At 34.2% G+C, this 20,759-nt stretch carries 17 protein-coding genes; all 17 read right to left on the bottom strand.

Annotation, left to right across the window (positions count from 1 at the left end; all coding sequences use genetic code 11):
• Nucleotides 1-16: 16 nt before the first annotated feature.
• Complete coding sequence (locus JOC49_RS10255; protein WP_204664956.1) at nt 17-3,127, bottom strand: type III restriction-modification system endonuclease; 3,111 nt, start codon at nt 3,125-3,127, stop codon at nt 17-19.
• 15 nt (nt 3,128-3,142) lie between these two features.
• A complete protein-coding gene (locus JOC49_RS10250) occupies nt 3,143-5,017 on the bottom strand; it encodes a site-specific DNA-methyltransferase (RefSeq protein WP_207754718.1) in 1,875 nt (624 codons plus the stop codon).
• Nucleotides 5,018-5,028: 11 nt separating this feature from the next.
• Nucleotides 5,029-5,766 (bottom strand): DUF4391 domain-containing protein, encoded by a 738-nt coding sequence (locus tag JOC49_RS10245; protein ID WP_204664936.1) that lies wholly within the window; start codon nt 5,764-5,766, stop codon nt 5,029-5,031.
• 9 nt (nt 5,767-5,775) lie between these two features.
• Entirely contained in the window at nt 5,776-9,030 is a 3,255-nt protein-coding gene (locus JOC49_RS10240; protein WP_204664935.1) for a helicase-related protein, read from the bottom strand.
• 1 nt (nt 9,031) lies between these two features.
• Nucleotides 9,032-9,280 carry a TIGR04540 family protein gene (locus tag JOC49_RS10235; RefSeq protein WP_204664934.1) on the bottom strand — a complete coding sequence of 83 codons (249 nt, stop codon included), beginning with the start codon at nt 9,278-9,280 and terminating at the stop codon, nt 9,032-9,034.
• Between the two features lie 206 nt (nt 9,281-9,486).
• Nucleotides 9,487-10,074 carry a helix-turn-helix domain-containing protein gene (locus tag JOC49_RS10230; protein WP_243423690.1) on the bottom strand — a complete coding sequence of 196 codons (588 nt, stop codon included), beginning with the start codon at nt 10,072-10,074 and terminating at the stop codon, nt 9,487-9,489.
• Complete coding sequence (locus JOC49_RS10225) at nt 10,067-11,104, bottom strand: P-loop NTPase family protein (protein WP_204664933.1); 1,038 nt, start codon at nt 11,102-11,104, stop codon at nt 10,067-10,069. The genes JOC49_RS10230 and JOC49_RS10225 overlap by 8 nt, the downstream gene beginning before the upstream one ends.
• Nucleotides 11,079-11,246, bottom strand: coding sequence for a hypothetical protein (locus tag JOC49_RS10220; protein ID WP_204664932.1), 168 nt, complete (start codon nt 11,244-11,246; stop codon nt 11,079-11,081). Before JOC49_RS10220 ends, JOC49_RS10225 begins: the two co-directional genes overlap by 26 nt.
• A 9-nt stretch (nt 11,247-11,255) precedes the next feature.
• Nucleotides 11,256-13,079 carry a VirB4 family type IV secretion system protein gene (locus JOC49_RS10215; protein WP_204664931.1) on the bottom strand — a complete coding sequence of 608 codons (1,824 nt, stop codon included), beginning with the start codon at nt 13,077-13,079 and terminating at the stop codon, nt 11,256-11,258.
• Nucleotides 13,080-13,175: 96 nt separating this feature from the next.
• A complete protein-coding gene (locus JOC49_RS10210; protein ID WP_204664930.1) occupies nt 13,176-13,853 on the bottom strand; it encodes a hypothetical protein in 678 nt (225 codons plus the stop codon).
• Nucleotides 13,843-15,231 carry an AAA family ATPase gene (locus JOC49_RS10205; protein ID WP_204664929.1) on the bottom strand — a complete coding sequence of 463 codons (1,389 nt, stop codon included), beginning with the start codon at nt 15,229-15,231 and terminating at the stop codon, nt 13,843-13,845. Before JOC49_RS10205 ends, JOC49_RS10210 begins: the two co-directional genes overlap by 11 nt.
• Nucleotides 15,232-15,392: 161 nt before the next feature.
• The gene (locus JOC49_RS10200) at nt 15,393-16,034 is read right to left on the bottom strand and encodes a hypothetical protein (RefSeq protein WP_204664928.1); all 642 of its coding nucleotides are present in this window, start codon (nt 16,032-16,034) and stop codon (nt 15,393-15,395) included.
• A gap of 17 nt (nt 16,035-16,051) precedes the next feature.
• Nucleotides 16,052-17,281, bottom strand: a complete 1,230-nt coding sequence (locus JOC49_RS10195; protein ID WP_204664927.1) for a C40 family peptidase — start codon at nt 17,279-17,281, stop codon at nt 16,052-16,054.
• A 5-nt stretch (nt 17,282-17,286) separates the two neighbouring features.
• The gene (locus JOC49_RS10190) at nt 17,287-19,332 is read right to left on the bottom strand and encodes a hypothetical protein (protein ID WP_204664926.1); all 2,046 of its coding nucleotides are present in this window, start codon (nt 19,330-19,332) and stop codon (nt 17,287-17,289) included.
• A gap of 66 nt (nt 19,333-19,398) precedes the next feature.
• A complete protein-coding gene (locus JOC49_RS10185; RefSeq protein ID WP_204664925.1) occupies nt 19,399-19,992 on the bottom strand; it encodes a DUF6550 family protein in 594 nt (197 codons plus the stop codon).
• Between the two features lie 14 nt (nt 19,993-20,006).
• On the bottom strand, nt 20,007-20,333 hold the full coding sequence (locus JOC49_RS10180; RefSeq protein WP_204664924.1) for a PadR family transcriptional regulator: 327 nt from the start codon (nt 20,331-20,333) through the stop codon (nt 20,007-20,009).
• Nucleotides 20,334-20,535: 202 nt separating this feature from the next.
• Nucleotides 20,536-20,691 carry a hypothetical protein gene (locus JOC49_RS10175; RefSeq protein WP_204664923.1) on the bottom strand — a complete coding sequence of 52 codons (156 nt, stop codon included), beginning with the start codon at nt 20,689-20,691 and terminating at the stop codon, nt 20,536-20,538.
• Nucleotides 20,692-20,759 lie beyond the last annotated feature (68 nt).

Raw genomic sequence — 20,759 nt, 5'->3', positions numbered from 1 at the left:
CTTCAATAACAACCAACTATTCTTCTGCTGCATAGCCATGTGTAATGTAATCTGTCACATACTCTACTTTTGATTCATTATAGATATCATCTATTAAATCGTCATATTCCTTACACACACTCAATTTGGCGCCAGTGCCAATTGCTTCAAAATGTTTAATTCCACACTTGATTTTTGATCTTTCCTTATCCCTTAAATCTTCTGGAATTGTACTACCTTTTGTTTCAGCAACAAAATAGACTCTTTCAACACCATCTTTATCAAAGAGAACTGCCCAGTCGGGATTGTAAGAACCAAGAGGTGTATCAATTTTAAACCAGTCAGGTAGCTTAGCGTACACCTTAACATGTGTGTCTTTTTCTAATCTTTTCGCAAATGTTTCTTCTACATCTGAATCATATACTACATGCTCATATGGATATTTATTACTATGAAGATTAGCTTTCATCATATTTTTTTCTAAATATCCATTTAGTTCCTGATTCTCAAAAAGCTCTTGTGTGTAATACTCGTTATCTCCAAGCTTTCGATACTTGATTCCATCAATAATCAAATACTTCATTTTTCTTTGAATAATCTCAGCGACTGAATCCATATACGTTTGTGGATTTTTAATAAACTGAGAAAGACTCTTAGACTTTGTCAGTATTTCTACTATCGCTTTACGAGTGATGTTTGTCTTATTTTGCAGATAGGTTATTACATCAGGTAGTTGATAATGCGGGTCTTCAATAATAATCGTTTCACCGGTACCTTCTTCAGTTGTCAATCCGCCCTCATCAATATTCACTTTAGCTTTTGCATAGATGAGCTTTGCTTTTCCGACATGCAGATTGTCTCTTATTTCAAACACACATTCATCAATAAGCTTTTCTTCATCCATTTCAACTGAATACGTTGTCTTGTACTTAATTCTATCCCATAACTCTTTGAACTCAAGGCTTAAGAACACCTGCTTATTCAATGCAATTTTCTGTTTCTTAGAATTATCTTTAATGTTAAGGTTTCCAGCCACTTTACGAAGTTTTGCGATTATGGTATCTGCAACATCTTTAAATTCATCCGGTAGAATAACGTCTTCATTTTTTATCGCAGTTCTTAGCTTATCCTGCACCTTCCCTTTTGAATCAACATAATCCATGTCATGTAAGTGTTTCCATAGTTCTGCTGATTTAGGCTCTCCAAGATTTGTAACATTCTCGCCTTCACCAATTTTTATATTGGCAAAATAGTGATCTTCTACATAGCCAAATCTTATGCCTTCTTCCTTTTCAATTTCTTTCTGAAGGCTGGAAACAAACTCGTCATATGACTGATTTGCCATTACGGTTAAAGTATTAATATCAAATCCATGTACTCGTTCACCATCTTGATTAACTGCAAGTCTAAGTCCTCTTCCAATTTCTTGACGCTTCTTGATTTCAGAATTGGTTTCATTCAAGGTACAAATCTGGAATACATTGGGATTGTCCCAACCTTCCTTTAAGGCACTATGCGAAAATATGAATCTCAAAGGTTCTTCAAAGCTAAGCAAACTCTCTTTGTTTCTCATAATCTTATTGAACGTTGATTCGTCATCCTTGTTTGCTTTTAGTTCACCTGAGTTATCTGTACGGCTGTCTTTAAATCTCCCTTTATTGTCAATCGAAAAGTATCCATCATGCGCTTTATGAGCATCCTGATCAATATCCACTTCACCCAGAAGATCATTGTATTTAGGTAGGTTTCTTATCCTTTTATATTCCTCTTCAAACCAAATTGCATACTTCCCTGGAGTCTGATTGCCATTGTCGTCATAATCCCTATAATTAGCAACTTTATCAATAAAAAATAAACTCAATACTTTTATCCCTTTTTTATTAAGAACGACTTCCTTGTCAAGATGTTCTTCGATAGTCTTTCTTATTTGAGCCCTTTTTACTTCATCATCAGAAAGGCCCTTTCCTTTGATTTCACCTAGTTTTATAGGCTCCTTACTCGTAAAGTAAACCGACTCAAATCCTTCTTTTGTATAAATATCTTTAACTTGGTAACCTTCATAGACATCACGATATCCAGATAACGCCCACAAGTCATCTGAAACTTTTACTGTCTTAGGTACATATTTTATCTTTGTTCCATCTTGAACACCTATCTTAATTTTCGCTGTTATAGGTGTTTTTTTACTATCTACACTAATAAGTTCTAGGTAAGCTTCATTGTCGCTATTTTGAGCAGTTATTGACGCTACTTCAATCTGCTTTACCAATTGCTTTTCATATGCGTCTATTGAATCCAACCTATATACCATGTGATGTTTCTCAACATGTGTTGCAGAGTATCTAAATGTACAAAGCGGATTTAGTGATTCTATCGCTTTCTTAGAATTCTTAGTAGTATCTACACTCTGTGGCTCATCAATAATTACAATCGGATTGGTCTCGGCAATAAGTTGAATAGGCTTCATTCCGCTTAGTTTGTCATTGCGTCTATGAATAATATTAGCACTTGTCTCTTTCTCTGGATCATCAAAGCTTCTTCTAAAAGCATCAATGTTTATAACCATAATTTGAATAGTGTCACTTGTAGCAAAATTTCTTACTTGTTCCAGCTTACTAGAGTCATAGATAAAATACTCATAGGATTCATTCTGATAAATACCCTTTAAGTGTTCTTCAGTAATTTGCAGTGATTTATAAACACCTTCTTTTACTGCTATTGAAGGTACAACAATCACATATTTTGAAAAACCATATTTTTTGTGTAATTCAAATATTGTCCTTAAGTAAACATATGTCTTACCAGTACCTGTTTCCATTTCAACAGTGAAATTATAATCTCTCTTACTCTTAAGCCTTAATGACTGCTTAATTCCGTTCTTGAGCTGAATATGTCTGATATTTTTTGTTATGTCTTCGTCATCAAGAATCAAATGATTGCCTACCCCAATAGAAAATTGACCTTCAGTTTCTTCTTGCTTTTTAACGCGCACACTTTTACCGGTTCCTTCAATAAACCCTATACTATCATTATAAGTATTTGTAACTGTAAAATTAGACTTTGCCAACTTTTGTCCTTCAAAGATATCCACTATAGAGCTTATGGCATCCATTTGATAGTCCAAGTCTTTATTGAATTGAAACTTCATCACTTTAGCCACCTCCTAAATACTCATAACTTCTTCAATATCATTTGTTCTTAAAATCTGCAAGGCATTAGTCTTTACAGTTGAATCTTTAAATCCATTATCCCTGAAAATAATACTTGTTCTTGCGGGTTCAAGCTCATCCTTATATGCAACGATCCCTTCAACCACATCTATGGTAATCTCCATATCAAGACATACGAATAACGCTCCAAATCCAATTGAGTATACATTCTTACCAGCAATAGATCTAGATTCAATCGGTGCTGTTAAATCAATACCATACTTAAGCATAATTTCATAAAGCACATCTTCTTCATTTCTACCTTCAACGAAGTTGTCTACCATGTAGCTTAGGTAGTCTTCGAGACTCTGATTATTAGCATCCCATTTTTTTATGTTTGATGAATCAAGTTTGAATACTTTGAAGCCGATATCAAGATTTTCAATGCCTTCCTTGTCCTTATTTTCCTCTAGAAGTTTATCTCCAGCTCTTCTAATTCTTTCTTTTCCAATATCGCAAATATTTGAAAAAGCTCCATCACTAAGTGTTCTAATTTTCTCTACTTTTTCAGGAATTTGAACCATAATAAATTTTCTTTTTTTACAATCTTTGCTGTTTAGTGATAAAACCGAATGTGCTGCTGTTGCTGAACCTGAAAAAAAGTCTAAAATTAAATCTCCTTCTTCGGTTGACAGGTAACAGATTCGCTCGATTAGTCTAACTGGTTTTGGTGTATCAAAATAGGATTCTCCACTAAATAGTTTTCTTAACTCTTGGCTTGCTTCTTGATTATGACCAACGTCACCAAACTTCCATATTGTTTGCGATTTCACCCCATCTTGTACTTCTGAAAGAAACCGCTTAATTCTTGGTACATTTCCACCTTCACTACCAAACCAAATTCTATTATCTAAAACCATTTCATTATATTTCTCTTGAGAAACTCTCCAGCTCCTGCCAGATGGTGGGTCATATTTGCTTCCATTTGGTGTAGTAATTGTGTACAAACCTGATTTTTGCTCATCTTTTCTTAATAAATTATCAGATGTCCATAAGCCTCTCGGATCATTATCATAGTTCTTATAACGATTATTCATTTCATCAGTCCGAGGTAATAACTTGATATCAAGATAGTCTTTTGATTTTGCATAACACAAAATATGATCATGATTCTCGCTAAACCATTTAGCATCATTTTGAGGAGCGAATTTTTTTTCCCAAACTAAATTGGCAACAAAGTTATCCTCTCCAAAGATTTCATCGCATATTTTTTTTAAATTTGAAACTTCATTATCATCTATGCTAATAAATATGGATCCGTTTTTATTGAGTAACTCTCTTGCAATTCTAAGTCTAGCATACATCATATTAAGCCAATCTGTATGATATCTGCCATTCTGATCTGAATTGGTACTCCATTTATTACCCTCTTCATCTACCTGCTTAGTAAGTTCTAAATAATTCTTTAGATTATCCTTATAACTATCTTTGTAAACGAAATCCTTCCCAGTATTGTAGGGAGGATCAATATAGATAATTTTTATTTTTCCATGATAAGATTTTCTGAGTAACATAAGAACTTCGAGATTATCACCTTCAATGTATAAATTCTGCGTTGTATCCCAGTTCTTACTTTCTTCCTTGCATGGTCTTAGAGTACCCGTTGATTGTGCTTGTGAAAGCCTTAAAGCTCTTTCTTTCCCATTCCATGTAAAGTTATAGTAGTCATCTTTATCTTCAACATATTCACCAAAAACAGTTTTAAGTTTGTCTAATATAATTCCTTCTTCAGTAAATACTTCTGGAAATAACTCCATTAGTTTCTTTTTGTTTTCAGCGACCACGTCCATACTCAAGCCATCTAGCTTTTTTATTTCTAAGTTCTCCATGGTAATCCTCCCTATTCATTCAACCTATTAATTAGATTTTGTTTCTTTTGCTCAAGTTGCTTTATTGAAATGTTCATCTCTATGATTTTGCTCATTTGAGTTTCTTTTTTGATTAAACCTCTAAGTGAGAGTATTTCATTTTCAGTGTCTTCGATATTTTTGTATATTTCTTTGATTTCTTCTGCATCAATGTTAAATGTAATTTTTTCATTCTCATTAAACTTCGATGCATTCATTTTAATAATTTGATTATATGCATCTGTGTAGTACTTGAAGAAATTTGTGTATGAAAACTTCTTAGCATCAAACTCAACACTTGTAAACTCTTCAATTGACTTCCAATCAGAGTAAATCATTTCTTCAAGAGTGTTTTTACTTTCATCTCCTTTATTTCTACGCTTATGCGCCAGATTCAGAAGAAATTGACCTTCATAAATAAAAGTTAGTATCAAAGGATACGGAACTGTCTTTTGAATGATTTCAGCAATTCTTTTATACTTTTTATTGTCATTCAATTCCACCTCTATAACAGCAATCTCTTCATATTCCCTTTCTTCATCACTGTAAGACGATATGTTAATAGTTTCTTCTTTAAGTGAGTACTGCCAAGTAATTTTTGCAATGTTTTCTACAAAAATATCTTTATCACTAGCGTTCATTGAAGCATTTTCATAGAATAGTTTCTTGAAAATCGTATTTCCGACAAGACATGAGTCTGGTAAGTTCATTTTTTTGTAAATTACATTCATGGCCAACTCCTATTTAACTATAAGGAATGAGATTAACTCAAAATCCTCTAATCCACTAAATAAGTTTTTCTGCAGAGTTGTCCCACCCTTACTGAACAAACTTGCAACACCTTTTTCTTCTGTTTTACCAATAATAGAAAAAATGGCTTCTTCAAGGAGATTGGAGTAAGAACTCATATCTTTACCTTCTCTTGTCTCTGTATTAAAAATTGATACAACCTCATGTAGAACTTCACTCTTTCCTGCACAAAGCTTTTTATAGAAGTCTAAAATCTTTTTTGTATGCAGATAATTGTACTTGACAGTTCCATCCTCATATACATAAACCATATAATATGGATTTAATGGGTTGTGTTCTCCCGGGTTGCTAAACTCATTGATCTGCTTTAAAGTAAAGATTACACCAGGTTTGATATGTTCTTTTAAAACATCATCCTCAATAGTAGAAATTGCATACATGCCTAGTGGTGCTTTTTCAAGTTTTACTTTATTATTTTTCATGAAATCCATTAAGTCCATCTTGAAGTCATTCATGGTCAGATCCGTTATGCTAATACCTCCAGAAATATCTTCAAGATCAATTACTTCTTCTTGTAATTGCTTTAATTGTTTTTTTCGATACTCAAGATCATTCATCTTCTTTTTCTCGTCAAACTCTATTACATTTTCTTCACCCGTTGCAGATATGTCTAACAGCACCATTCTGCCTGTTACTCTTGCCTCTAGATTAATGTATTCATCTAAGTCCATATTGGGCCAGAAGTTTACAAGTTGAATGGCATCATTTTTTGAACCAAGACGATCAATTCTACCAAAACGTTGAATAATTCTTACTGGATTCCAGTGTATATCATAATTAATTAAAAAATCGCAGTCCTGAAGGTTTTGTCCTTCAGAAATACAGTCTGTAGCAATAAGCAAGTCAATGTCTTCTTTAATTTCAGGATAAATCTTTTCTCTCTCTTTTGATATTGGAGAAAAATTCGTCAATATTGCGTTTAGATCCTTACGTTTTAAAGATTTCATCGTAGTTTTATTATTTCCTGAACCAGTCACTAAAGCTGAGTGTAATCCATACTCCTTACTCATCCAATTAGATAAGTGTTCATAAAGATACTCGGCAGTGTCAGCAAAAGCTGTGAAGATAATGACTTTTTTATTTCCAAAATTGATTGGTGTATCTAACTTATCTCCAATTAAATGCTTAAGCTTAATAAGCTTTGCATCGCTAGATTGTGTGATTTTTGCAGCTTCAATCATCAGATACTCAAGCTTCTCTCTATCATCTTCTAGTTCTTGTTTCCACTTAATTAGATCAAGATCTTGAAGCAAAACCTTAACTTTATTTCCAATTAAAAGATCTTCGTATAGTGTATCTTCTTCATCAATATCAGTAATAGAAAGTTCTTCTTCATACTCAAACTGCTTTCTTTCAATCTTTTCAAGAATCTGATCGATTTGTCGTAATAATTTAGACAATGTCATACCAAATGAATTGATCGAACTCTCCATTCTTTTAAGTATGTTGATTCTCATCAAATTAACTAAGGCTTGCTCTCTATCAGTTTGTCTAAATACAGACTGACCACCTTTAACTTTAATATCATATTTTTCGTTATACTCTGCTCTTTTTTCAGGCAATACATATTTTAGTGGAGAATACGCTGATAAGCTTAAATTCTTGATTACTTTATTTACATGTTCAATCTCTGGAAAATTGTTTTTTATATCTATATCTGAATAAATGTTTTGTGGTACTTTCCTCGTAGGAAATTTTCCAATCTCAGCAATATTGTAATATTTTTCAATATGTTTTCTTGACCTAGCTATAGTTACTGTATCTAATAATTTAAAATAATCCATATTCATCATTTCAACAAAAGCATCCACAGTCCTATCGTCATCTTGAAGTTCTGACCATTTATTGAAAACCATCTGAGCTTTTCTTAAGGTCTGTTCAACACTGATAATACCTTCTGATTCAAATGCTTTGTCATCGCCTTCGGTAATGAAAGATACCTGATTTTTTAGATCATTCATTCTGTTGTTAACAGGTGTTGCTGAAAGCATCAATATTTTAGTTTTTACACCTGCTTTTATTACATCATTAAGAAGCCTAGAATACCTTGTGACTTTATCATTCCTAGGATTATTATTCCTAAAATTATGTGATTCATCAATTACAATCAAATCGTAATTCGACCAATTAATCGTATCCAAATTGATTTCGCCTGAATAACCATTATACCTGCTGAGATCTGTGTGGTTTAATACATCATAATTAAATCTGTCGTTAACTAAGATATTGCGTTTATCATTAAGTGTATAAATAGACCAGTTTTCTCTCAATTTTTTAGGCGCTAATACTAATACTCTGTCATTTCTGAGTTCATAATACTTAATGACCGCAAGAGCAGAAAAAGTTTTTCCAAGACCTACCGAATCCGCAATGATACATCCATTATATTTTTCAAGTTTATCAATTGCTCCCAGCACTCCATCTTTCTGAAACTTATATAGCTTGTTCCAAATAACTGTATCCTTGAACCCAGTTTTTGTCTTAACAATTTTTTCTTCAGACAATTCATCAAGATAGTTATTGAAAATATTATACAATGTCACAAAATAAATAAATTCTGGAGTATTTTCTTTGTAAATAGTCTGCATTTGTTCCAGAACTTTTTCTTTAACATTTTCAACTTGAGTATTATCATTCCAGATTTCATTGAACTGCTCTAGAAATTGATATGTAGCTTCGTTTCCAACTATACAAGCATTCATGTCATTTCTGCTCGAATGGGCAAATCCTAGTCCATCAGCTGTAAAATCAACGGTTCCATTTATAGACATATTGATATCCTTATTCTCAACATAGATTAATCTTTGCTGAGCTGGATTCGATTTTTTTAATGATTTAATTTCTACTTTCTCTCTTAACCAATTTGCACATTCTTTTGCAATATGAGCCTGATTTAGTTCATTTCTCATTTTAATTTCGAATTCATTACCTGATAGTTTTCTTTCAGGGTCTCTTTCAATAAAATATTGTCGTGTTAATTCGTCTTGTTTTTTTACAAAACTTGGTTCAGTAAAGATGAATCTCATGTTGTCTATTTTTTTTAATTCTCTGTGTAACTCATTAAAAGCATATATTGTAAAATATGCAGAAATAACGGATAGTTTTGAACCATTTTTAATATGCTCTTTTAGTTCATCTCCTACTTTTCCATTTTTCTTGTTATCTAACATTTTAAAATTCTGCATATTATTCCTCCAAGTTAGCTATATTAAGAACTAGATCAATAACTTCAAGCCTTCTTTTTCCACATTGCTGCTTTATTATTGCTGTATATTCATCATATTTTGTGATTTTCCCAGGATTGTTTGTATTTAATAGTTTAACTTTTTCAAATAGAAATTCCTCTGGGATTTCGTTATTCCAATATGCATCAATCAACTTATTTAGAACAACAGCTAGTTCCCTTTGAGTTTTGTAAAATGTTTTTATTTCCATACCTTGGCTCCTTCAGAATATATACTCTATTCTTATTTTATTCTTACTTTTTGCCAAGCACAAGGAAAATTAAGTAATTATTTTACATATACATAAGTATAGAACACCCATCTTATATATTATAACAAACAAACTGTCCCTTTGTACGTACAGTTTAGAATAAATATTCTTATTTCAATAACCAAAGATAATTAACTTATATCATTCTATGGAGGTATCATACTGTCAGCCTCCCCCTGACACAAGAAATTTGAATCTATTCTATCCGTATACAATTCAATATTGCATGATGCTGAAGGTGGTTTACTTATTATCCCATTGAATCTAACTTGTCTTTTTTGTAGCTGCTTTAGTTCAATTTCCTCATCTTCTATTTCATCAGATTTTTGCTTTCCGAATGTAGGTTCTGAAATAATATCCAAGAAATCTATGTTTTCAACCGGTTGGCTGGCTCTAGATATTTTTTGAGGGTCATTCAAGGGTATATTCATCTCATCTTCTTTTTCTTTAACTTCCACTTCAATTTCCAACATCAATGTATAAAGATTGCTAGACTGTCCCCCATTCTCTCTATAACGAGCATCCTTTTTCACAAATCCTGACTTTACAAGATCATCAAGCGCTCTTCTAACAGTCCTATCTGACATGTTACAATCAGATGCTATTGTCTTGATACCTGGAAAACATGTTAGATCTTTATTTGCCCTATTAATCAGATAAAAGATGACAAGGGTAGCACGTTTGCTTAAATGTGCTTTGTAAACAGCTTCAATCATTTTGCCTTTGTCAGTCATGGCTCCGCCCTCCATTCTTCTTCAATGTAAATAGTTCCAGTATTTGCACCCATAATTCTTCGTTTACTTCTCCATCAAAATAATTTGGTGTGTAATTTGAAAAATGAATGTTCTTATGAAGTTTTAGATATTTATGCTGATCTGACTCTGCAACAAAAGAAAATATGGTATTAAGTGACGTCTTATCTAAAAGACTTTTGTGTTTTTCAATGTCATTTATTTCATAAGGTTTACCTGTTGCACAAAGAACAGCTGCATCACAGTTATTTCTAATGGCACCAATAATCTTACTGTTAATGACACCCATGTCATAGATAATGAAATCAAATTCATCATGACATTCTGAGTGAAGCGACAAGTATTTCACACCATTGTATAAGATGATATCATCCTTAGATGTCATCCCTTGATAAAATGCCGGCAATTTACTTAAATGATCATGTTCATTGGCTTCTACATAGCAAACCTTTGCACCAATACTTGATAAGTAATTAGCAAGATTAATTGACATGGTGGTTGTACCAACTCTGTGTTGCACCCCCGTGACAGCTATCTTTATTTCTTTTTTTGAGAATTCATATGCATTTATTGTTGTATTAAATAAGGCATCATTAGGATTAAGTTTTAACATAACCTCTCTTTTACTTATCCCTAAATCACTTATGGTTTTAAGGAGTTCTGCTTTTATGGCTTCAATATCTGTAGCTGTGACAATATTGAATATTCCATTTTCAATAAGCATATAGACTAAATCATGATGGGCTTTCATGTCCTCAATATAAAATATCAGCCTTGAAGTAAACATCTTCTTATAGGCATTTACGGCTTCCATAATATCTCTATTTGAATCCTTAATAGCATTCAAATCTATAACCATATACTGAAAATGATTAAGACTCCTAAGATCTCCAAGGACAAACTGTCTAAGTGAAAAAGTACCGGATAATTTCTTAATGATGATGCCATGCTCATCATTAAGAAAATCTAGCAAGTTGATATGTTCATTACTGGTTAGGTACAAAAGCATCATTTACACTTCCCTCCTGCTCTATCTGAAAGTCTTTTGGTAATACAATATCTACATCCTTAGGTTCATACATGAATAGCATAATAATGCCAATAACAACTATGACAACGTAAACCATGAGTTCTATAACAAGTTTCTTCTTCAAAATAGTCGCCTACCTTCCTCCGGAATTTCCCATGAACTTGAATTTATAATCGGGAATCTGAAAATTAACGTGGAGTCTTTTTGACCCAATCATGACCAATGCATTTCCTCTTTTTTTCTGAGCTAAAAGCTGTTCTTCAGCATCAGTAAGATTAAAAAGCTGTTTTGTTTCAATTAAGTTCATGCCGTCGCAACCCATTAATATTTTATAAGCTGGAATATCTAATAAGGCCTGTCCATACATTTTGACTTTAGGATCAAGAAAATCTACAACTGAGTGAGATATGATGGCGATTCCAGCTTCATACTTTCTTGCTCTTTTTTCTACATTTCTTAAGAAGACCAATGACTGCGGCACATTGGGATCAATCATCAGATAACTTTCATCACAGATCAACAAAACTGGTTCCGTTCTATCCAAACTCATCTGTTGCCAGCACCATGTTAGGATATTAAAGTACTGAGTCCTTTTAATATTGTCACTGGTATTTTGAAGGTCATGAGTATCTAAGCAAATACATCTGGTATTGGTCTCAATTGAACTTTTTCCATTCCATAAAAAAGCGTCACTACCAAGAGCTATATCTTGAAGCAGTAACGCCAATTCTTCATATTCATTTTGTTCATTAGGTGATACGGATTTATCCTTAATCTTTTCTTTTAACAACTCATATAAATCAAGAAACACCGGGAAATCATCATTAGACAACTTATTGATATCTGTATCCCAATAGATACCAAAGTTGTTATACAGCTCGATCAGTGTGTTTTTAAGAATCGCTTTTTGCTTATCGGATATGGACGGTAAATAAAGACTAAAAAAGATTTCAAGGTTCTTCATATATATGGCCATGTCACCCATACCATTGCCTTCGTCCTTATAGTATTGATCATCTTCATCTACTGGTGTTGGTCTGATTTGAAGTGGATTAATTTTACCGTTGCTACCACCACCCGCATTAATCCAATCACCATCAAGAGCCATGCATAACTCTCTCATTTCTCTTTCTGGATCAATAAAAATGATTTTTGTGCCTTTCATATACTCAGAAAGGGCAATGTGTTTAACGACGGTGCTCTTGCCCACGCCAGCCACGCCCATGATGGTAAAGTTTGTATTGGTTCTGTCATTGCCCCTTTTCCATGGATCAAGTACTACAAGACCACCTGTGTTATCTCGTCCAAAATAGTAGCCCGTACCGTCATTGTAACCAGAAGACGAAAAAGGAAAACCCCCGACAAAACTACTCATTGGAATAACTCTTTTTAGAACTTCTCCAATGGATTCATCGAGGGTATAATATGGTGCAATGCTTTTAAATGCATCTTCTTGTAGGTTTGCCATGATTCTTAGTTTTGCTTTGCTTGTTGCTATAATGCTTTCTGTTTTTCTGCAAATTTTTTGGAAGTTATTTTCTTCCCTTGCTATAGCCATGACAGATATAATCATGGTACCAACGGTTTCACCTTCTCTGTCAATTTGCAACATAATCCTTTCACCATCAAGAGCTGCTTGTTCAGCTCTTTGTCTAATCAATGGATCTTTTGCAGATTCAGCTACCCCTCTGTTTTGAATCACACTCTTTGATAATCCTGAAATAAATTCACCATTATCAATTGGGATAAATGTGATACCGACAACCGTTCCAGGTATATTGGTTATCTTGGCAAGCCAACCGTAGTCGACTTTCTGTGGGTATTTGACGATACCGTAGATTCGACCTGTGTTTTCACCTATAATCAGGCTATTTCTTTTAAGTTCCAAGCCTATTGGAGTGATGATATTTAGAAGGCTATTAATAACTTTTGCATCATTATTTTGTGACTTTTTCATTCACTTTTCCTCCATTTCTTTGCACGAAAAAACACAACATCAATGTGCTGTGTTTTCTCTTGATTTTATTCATTTAGTTAATTTATCTTTTTTTATTTATTCAAAGAACAAATGAAAATTGCTATACCGCTTGAGGGAATTCCCATTTAGTTTTATAAATTCCCAAGTCTCTTTATAATCGCCTTTAACTGCAAACTGTTCATCTCGAATGAAGTCAATAAATGTCGCTTCCGTCTTATAATAGGAATCAGAAAACCGCTCAGCATACTCCATCTTCAATTCGTCCGCCAGATTTATCTCATTATGCAAAACGTGTTCCAGATTACAAGAAAAATAATACATACTATATGGTATCCCTGATAACTTAGGACATAATGACAATCGATTGATCACTTGCTGCTTTCTGTTGTTCCTTTCAGTTACTCGTTCGACTGAACTTCCAGTAATTGCAGTCTCAGAATAAGCGAATCCATCGATATCTTCCACTTGAATTTGATCACTGCCAATATAAGCCCCATCCATATCGATTAGATGAACAATCCGAATTATATCGCTCTTTTTTATTCCTAGTTCTCTTGCTAGAAAAGTTTTAACATGATCATTGACTTTGGCAATGGCATTAGAGCTATTTGAAAATCGATCACTGGTTATATCTCCTCCGGTTATGTAGAATCTTACCAGGTTCGACGAAACCAATTTATCAATAATGCCACCTAAAGATATTTTATCAGTGACACCTTCTACAATAAATAGAATGACCTTTTTAGTTTTCATCAATCACCCTCCCAGCAATCCTGAAGGCGCGACTGATATCAAAGCTATTGGTCTCTTTGTAGATTTCCTCTTTTTGTCCACCAAGATTTATGCTTCGATAATACAGGTTTCGAAGGTTATTATTGCTCTTAACATTTGCAAAGCGCATATATCGATTTTTAGGATTCGTTGTTGTAAAAATGATTGAACTTGTATCCAGCATTTCAAGGGGTCTTAAATTATGAGAAGTAAAAATCAACTGTCCTCTTCCGTTTTCACTAATAATCTGAAGAATTTCACCGAGTAAATACTCAAATATTCCAGCATCTAGTTCATCAACCACCATACAAACTGTGGGGCTATTAAACATTGTTATCAAAGTACTCAGTATGGAGATGATTTTCTTGATACCATCAGATTCATACTTTAAAGGAACTTTTATGTCATCTCTTATGGAAATCAGTTCAATCCTAATTCCTTCATTACCATCTTCTCTCAGCTGTTTGCCATGGTTTTTGAGTCCGATATTAAGACCTGGAACAATGGTCTCAAGTACAATATTCATCTGGTCAATAATCTTAACCACAACATTATATACTTCTTCCGGTACAACCGATGGCTTTAACAGACCAATTGCCAAATCTCCCTGTGTCACCTTTTTCTCATCCAACAACCTGAAACTAAAGGGAATCAACACATTCATGTTAATCATCCCTGAATGGTGATTCTTTATGATAAACAGATTTACATTGGCATAATGCTTTAAAGATATAATAATATCTGTGTAGTTTTTAAACGCATCACTTTTCTTAATGATATCTTCTAACTCACTACTGAAAACAAAAGATGTACTGTTTTTATCTGACATTTTTTTTGCAACACCCAAGTCAATTTGAACATCAGCATTATTTGAAGTTAGCAAACGATAATTTTTTACCGGTTTAAAGACATATTCTTTGTTTTTTACGTGATAATCAATAATTCCCGCTTTACTTTTCCAAGCACCATCAATAAGCTCTTTGTACGTTAAGTTTTCTCGAATGACTTTAGCTTTGTTTTCATCTGTTCTTTCAATCTCTACTTCGTAGAAAATCTGATACTCATGGTCACCTTGGTGCAAATCAAAACCAAGTTTGATCGTAGCTGTTTCTTCTGCTTCAAAGATATAGTCACCTGCGTTTTTAGGTAGCTCTTTTCCACTGATAAGGTGTTTAATAATCCACATAGCATCAACAAATGCTGTTTTACCTGAACCATTTTGACCATATATACCAACAATCTCAGAATGCATTAATTTATTAGATGATGTATTATCATTTGGGAAATCAATTTTTCCATATTCAACATTTTTTATATTATAGAGTTCAGCTTCTTTTATACGAATCATAGAATCTTTCATTACATACACCTCCGGTTACAATAAATCATATCACAAAACTCTTTATTTGTAAACTTATTTTCAAAATCAGATACATTATGTATCGGTTTTTAATTTTATATAGTGTTTATTGTAACCATATTTTTATAATTGTATTCATGAAGTGTATTCATCAAATCATCCTACTCATAATAAATATATGCTGGATTATTAATGAGGTTACACAACCTCACGATTTCCTGTTCTTTGATGATGTCAGAGCTGATATTCACGCTTTCAAACTTTTGAATCATCTCCTTACACTCTTTAATCAATTCAGGTTCTACACCTTGACGATATGGACTCCACATCATAATAAAAAAGTTTCTTTCGATAACCTCCCCACTGGTAGCAAAATTGCTGATCTCCATGATTTCATTTCTAAGAAGTTCCTTTTGCTTTTGATCTGTCGTTTCTGATAAGAGACTTTGATACTCGTTCACCAGCGGTGTGATATCTACAGGTCTTGAGACCGCTAAAAACTTAAAGGGTTTCTGAACACTGGATAATTCAGCTGTTAAAACCTTTGATATCTGTTCTTTTTCACTGTCTGAAAACAAATCTATACTAATGGGATGAATCTTGATATAGGCGATAATTTGTCCATCTCTCGTATATAAAAAATTGTCATGAATATCTTTTACATTGACAAATTCTTGTGCTGTTTTTTGTTTTTCTGATATTTGATTTGTCTTTGATTGAATGGGTCTTTTCATAAAGAAAAAGGCTACTGCTCCTGCAATAGCACATAATACAATCATAATAATTGGTAATACTGGGTTCATGTTTTACCTCCCTGATTTTAATGGATTAGAACTGCCGGTCGTCTATAATATTGAAAACCAACACTTTCTGCTGTTGCTATTGAAACGTTATTAGCACCTGATGAACAATGGACAACCAATATCTGTCCGTCATCATTTCTACCTGCAACGATACCAATATGATTGACCTTTCTTGTTCCTGGTGTTGCAAGAAAAGCTAGATCACCTAACATTACTGTACTAGCAGGAATACTGGTCGATACATTCCACTGAGCTGTTGTGCCATGGCCTATGGTTGACTCAATGGACTCAGCAGGCAATCCTGCATTCACGAATGCCCAAGTCACAAAGCCTGAACAATCCAAACCAAAGGGACGTATTGTGCCTGTAGATGAACTTCCCGGTGAAGTGACTTCCATATCTATACCAAAACGTTCATCCCAACCAATGGCAAGACTTTTTCCACCCCAGAAATAATTTACTTTCCCAACTAGACTCTCTGCAGCTTCAACGACTTTTTCACTTTCAATGGTTACACCTTCAGGGATATAACTGTGTATGGCATTAATTTCTTCCCTAGTTAAAAATGTTTTGACATTGCCCGAAACCATCAGTACACCATATCCACTTTTCCGCATTTCAACAATCATCCGGTTCTGAACATCATCAAATCCATATATTTCACCGATATCTTCAGCTGTCAAACAATCTATGGTAATAATTTTAGTGGTTGTTGTAACGGTTATAGTCTTGGTAACTTGCTCACCCTTGCCATTTGTTGTAGTGACTTCAACTTCTTTTGACGTAGTTTCATAAGTAGTGTTAATCAAATTCATATCCCAATAGACTTTTTTAAACTTTTCAACCTGCTTATCAGATAACACGGCAATCTGCTCAGCATCATCCTTTGTCCCATTATATTTCACAGCAAAAGCAATCAACACGTCTTCTGAATTATCTATGATTGTTCCATCTTCACTTCCCATTACTATTGTTTTGATGGTATCAGCGGAAGAATCTGATTGCTCCTGCTGAATGCTATATCTAAAATCTTCTTTCATTTCATTCAAGACGCTGATAACCGATACCGTTTCATCCTGACCACCAAGCATTGAAAAGAAGATTGCAAATGGTGAGGACAAAACGAGTAGAATGATAATAAAAGGAACAAGGCAGGCAATCAAAATGATTCGCCTGCCCTTTTCATCTGACAAAACTGTTGTAGCAACCTTTGCTACTGCCTTTAGTGTTGCTGGATTTATTGCCATGTCTATTATTCACTCCTTTTGGGACCAATGTGCCAATCCATATATAAATCTCCATCAATGGTCACATCATCATCTAAATTAATTCTAAGCATGCCATCTGGCGTCCACATATCTATGATTTCAGAATAGACTCTATACCTTCCATCTGGGAACCACAGTGGCGTAAAATGAACTCTGCTATTAAATGTTGAATACTTATTCTCCTTGAAAGCAAATTCACCATATCCCCTTGCATCCAACAATCTCCAGTAAGTGTCATATTGAAATTCAGGAAAATAAGTGATGACATTTTGAGCATTGGTTACATGCGAACTTGGTGCATTTGTTGTAGGATAGGTCGAGACATTGATGTTAACACCATAGCCAGATTTCATATTTTCTCCGTCTGCAGTTGGAGATTTTTCATCCGGCTTTAATGTCATAATGCCTGAAAGACTAGCATTAAAGTTTGTATAATCATATTCCCAGTGTCCTTCATCTACCCAATGACCGTTATCCACCCATTCACCTTCATCTACCCAACGATATCTCCTATGTCCCGGACAATAGTCGTCATCTCCATCGCCATCCGTATCCCTGCATCCACCAGAATGATGATAGGTATAATACTCTTTTTGCCAATCAGACTCCCATTCCCATTTTGGATGCCACACCCATTTAGGAATCCAGTTGCAATCATACACACCCCAGTTCGCAGTAGTCTTCTCTGCTTTGACCGGAATACTCGGCAAGGTAAAATGATCATTTCGGTCATTGGCTGTTGGATTTGGTGGCTCACTTAAGTTCAAATCTACAACTTTACCTATTAAGGTAGCACTTCGGCTTGTTCCATCAATTTTTGCTGCACTGTTACCACTGACATTCACCTGAATTGTTTCTTCACCAGGTGTACTTGGAGTATGCCATTTAAGCCAAACCAATTCTGAACCGCCACTAGGAATAACGACTTCAGTGCTCTTTGAATAGCCATTAGCACTGATGGTTATAGTGGCTGTGTTTTTAACTGGCTTCTTATAAGCTGCCTCGCTGAAATGCCTATTATCAGGGGTGATATCATCACTTGCATAAATACGAACCGATGTAATAACATCTGTATCAACACGATACTCATAGTCATACTCTGTATCATTTTCAACGACATTTGCTGCATTTGCCTTTAATAGACGCATGCCCCAGCCACCGCCTGCTATAATACGATCCAAATCCCAATACACATTATCAGGAAGTGCTGACGTTACCGGATAGCCAAACCAACTTTCTTCTAAGAAAATTGAATTGGGCAAATCAGAATGGGTCATACCTGATATATACTGTCCATCAGCTCCACTTCTAAAATTAAAATACCCTAGCTTTTGAGCTAAGGCATATTCTGTGGCAGTAAAGGCTAATGTAGTTGTACGGTCTTTTAGGTATGAAATAATTACAGGTTCATACAAGATCAGCCATGGTACTTTATTCTGGTATTGACCATCAATTTTTATAGGTAATATTTCTTCTGCTGGATAACGTTTTGTTTCACCTTCTATGGTAAATATAATGTTTTCAACTAACCCTTCTCTTGAAGTTCCTTTTTGTGATGCAAAATAGTTAATAAACATATCAAGTGTATTTACATCTCCAAAATAGGATTTTACAGAGCCTATATTCCCCCCATTCGTAATTGGTATTGGTGGTGGATTATCAGTAACTACGATTGGACTATTATTAGGTGTTAATGCACTTCCATTTTGATATTTCACTTTGTTTTCAATACCAAAAAAAACGTTTGATGGCATTGAGAAGTTCGACGGTTTAACATATATAGGACTTGTTCCAACCATCTTCCACTCTGACCTCAAGTTTGTGTTCTTATCAGCTTGATCTGATAGTCCAACATACACAGACACCTTATACATATATTCACTACCACGGTAAAAACCTTTACCATCCAAAGCATTACTTGTATCACCTGAACCTGTATCAGCATTGTCATCAGCATATACGGATAAAGACCCAATCAATAATGCCATAACAAGAAATAGTCCTAGTACACTATTAAATTTCTTCATCATTTTCATTCCTCCATAAAAAAGACAGCCCCTTCTTTCTAAGAGACTGTCTAAAATGTTTTAAGTTGATTAAAATTTGTCGCCTTCACCTGCTTTTCTTCCATCTTCATAATAGTCTTCGCCATTTGACTCTATTGGTTTTGCAGCATTAGCAGGATTTGCAAATGGGTTCTCAGATGGTGGTACTAAATTACTTTCAACCTCATCTCCGACTATCGGTTCTGTTTCTGTTGATTCTTGAGGTTCATTCACCACGACAACCTCTTCCGTTTCAACAACCAAATCTTCTTCATTGTACTCTGGTACCTTATCCATGTCTTCTAAATCATCTGTTGTTTCCGGTTTGTCTTCTGGTGCTTCTAGTTCTGGTTTTTCTGGTGGCTCAGGCAGTGGTTCATCAATAGAAACGACTTCTTCATTATCTTTAATATCCACTGTTTCTGTATCCTGAATTTTAGGTACTTCCACATGGGGCATAACTTCTTCAGATACCTCAATTTCTTCTACAACAGGAATGTTATTCTGATTATCTGATGCTAAATTGTCATTTGTAACTTCTACTGTGTTTAGCTTTGAAAAAATCAAAGCACCGAATATTATTGCCACTATAATTAAAGATGTTACAGTAACCGTAGTTATTTGTTTTGAATTCATTTTTTTCATATTCCACGACCTCCTTAGGTTTCGTTCATAATCAATTTTACTTCTTCTAATTTTTCCTTGAGCATATCAACTTCATGTTGAAGGATTTTCTTCCCTTCCTCAGTTAATTGATAAGTCTTCTTGTTTCTCTCTTGACTTCTTTCGTCAATCTGTTCAATGAGTTTAAGGTCTACTAACTTTTTTAGCGTTGGGTACATGATTCCAGTCCTTACTTCAAGTCTGCCCTTGGTGATATTTAGTATATTTCTTGTTAGCTCATACCCACTCATTGGCTCTTTAGATAGTGCCAATAAGATATAAAAGCTTGGTTCATTTAGATTAATAGACGATTTATTTTTCATGTTCATTAGCTCCAATAACAATATGTATAATCTATACATGTTCTATAAATACATCCGGAGTCCAACTATAAGTCGGCTGTCGATCAATTGGCAAAAGGCTTGTTAGAGCGTCAATATTAATAAAGCGTGTTTTTAATACTGTATGTCTGGGGTTAACCCGCAAAAGTATTATAAACACGCTTTTATTATTGAATCAATTTTTTTATTTATTGATTGGGAAATGGATATACTGTAACATGATTTGTGCAATTTCCTCAAGTGCCTTTTGGTCAACAGCCGTAAACCGTTCCAATTCAGGACTGTCGATATCTAAAACACCAATTAAGTGATTCCTAGATTCTACGTGCAATCTACTCATATAACCCTTTAAGCAAGTATTTATAATCGTTAAGCCAAAACCATTCTTTCACCCAATGGGTGAAAGAA

The sequence above is a fragment of the Fusibacter tunisiensis genome, from assembly GCF_016908355.1.
Classification (GTDB): domain Bacteria; phylum Bacillota; class Clostridia; order Peptostreptococcales; family Acidaminobacteraceae; genus Fusibacter_D; species Fusibacter_D tunisiensis.
The sequence above is the reverse complement of the archived record's forward strand: the minus strand, read 5'-3'. Positions and strand labels throughout refer to the sequence as shown.

Coding starts and splice junctions, on each gene's coding strand:
- JOC49_RS10255 (WP_204664956.1), bottom strand. CDS start 3,127: ATGAAGTTTCAATTCAATAAAGACTTGGACTATCAAATGGATGCCATA.
- JOC49_RS10250 (WP_207754718.1), bottom strand. CDS start 5,017: ATGGAGAACTTAGAAATAAAAAAGCTAGATGGCTTGAGTATGGACGTG.
- JOC49_RS10245 (WP_204664936.1), bottom strand. CDS start 5,766: ATGAATGTAATTTACAAAAAAATGAACTTACCAGACTCATGTCTTGTC.
- JOC49_RS10240 (WP_204664935.1), bottom strand. CDS start 9,030: ATGCAGAATTTTAAAATGTTAGATAACAAGAAAAATGGAAAAGTAGGA.
- JOC49_RS10235 (WP_204664934.1), bottom strand. CDS start 9,280: ATGGAAATAAAAACATTTTACAAAACTCAAAGGGAACTAGCTGTTGTT.
- JOC49_RS10230 (WP_243423690.1), bottom strand. CDS start 10,074: ATGACTGACAAAGGCAAAATGATTGAAGCTGTTTACAAAGCACATTTA.
- JOC49_RS10225 (WP_204664933.1), bottom strand. CDS start 11,104: ATGATGCTTTTGTACCTAACCAGTAATGAACATATCAACTTGCTAGAT.
- JOC49_RS10215 (WP_204664931.1), bottom strand. CDS start 13,079: ATGAAAAAGTCACAAAATAATGATGCAAAAGTTATTAATAGCCTTCTA.
- JOC49_RS10210 (WP_204664930.1), bottom strand. CDS start 13,853: ATGAAAACTAAAAAGGTCATTCTATTTATTGTAGAAGGTGTCACTGAT.
- JOC49_RS10205 (WP_204664929.1), bottom strand. CDS start 15,231: ATGAAAGATTCTATGATTCGTATAAAAGAAGCTGAACTCTATAATATA.
- JOC49_RS10200 (WP_204664928.1), bottom strand. CDS start 16,034: ATGAACCCAGTATTACCAATTATTATGATTGTATTATGTGCTATTGCA.
- JOC49_RS10195 (WP_204664927.1), bottom strand. CDS start 17,281: ATGGCAATAAATCCAGCAACACTAAAGGCAGTAGCAAAGGTTGCTACA.
- JOC49_RS10190 (WP_204664926.1), bottom strand. CDS start 19,332: ATGATGAAGAAATTTAATAGTGTACTAGGACTATTTCTTGTTATGGCA.
- JOC49_RS10185 (WP_204664925.1), bottom strand. CDS start 19,992: ATGAAAAAAATGAATTCAAAACAAATAACTACGGTTACTGTAACATCT.
- JOC49_RS10180 (WP_204664924.1), bottom strand. CDS start 20,333: ATGAAAAATAAATCGTCTATTAATCTAAATGAACCAAGCTTTTATATC.
- JOC49_RS10175 (WP_204664923.1), bottom strand. CDS start 20,691: ATGAGTAGATTGCACGTAGAATCTAGGAATCACTTAATTGGTGTTTTA.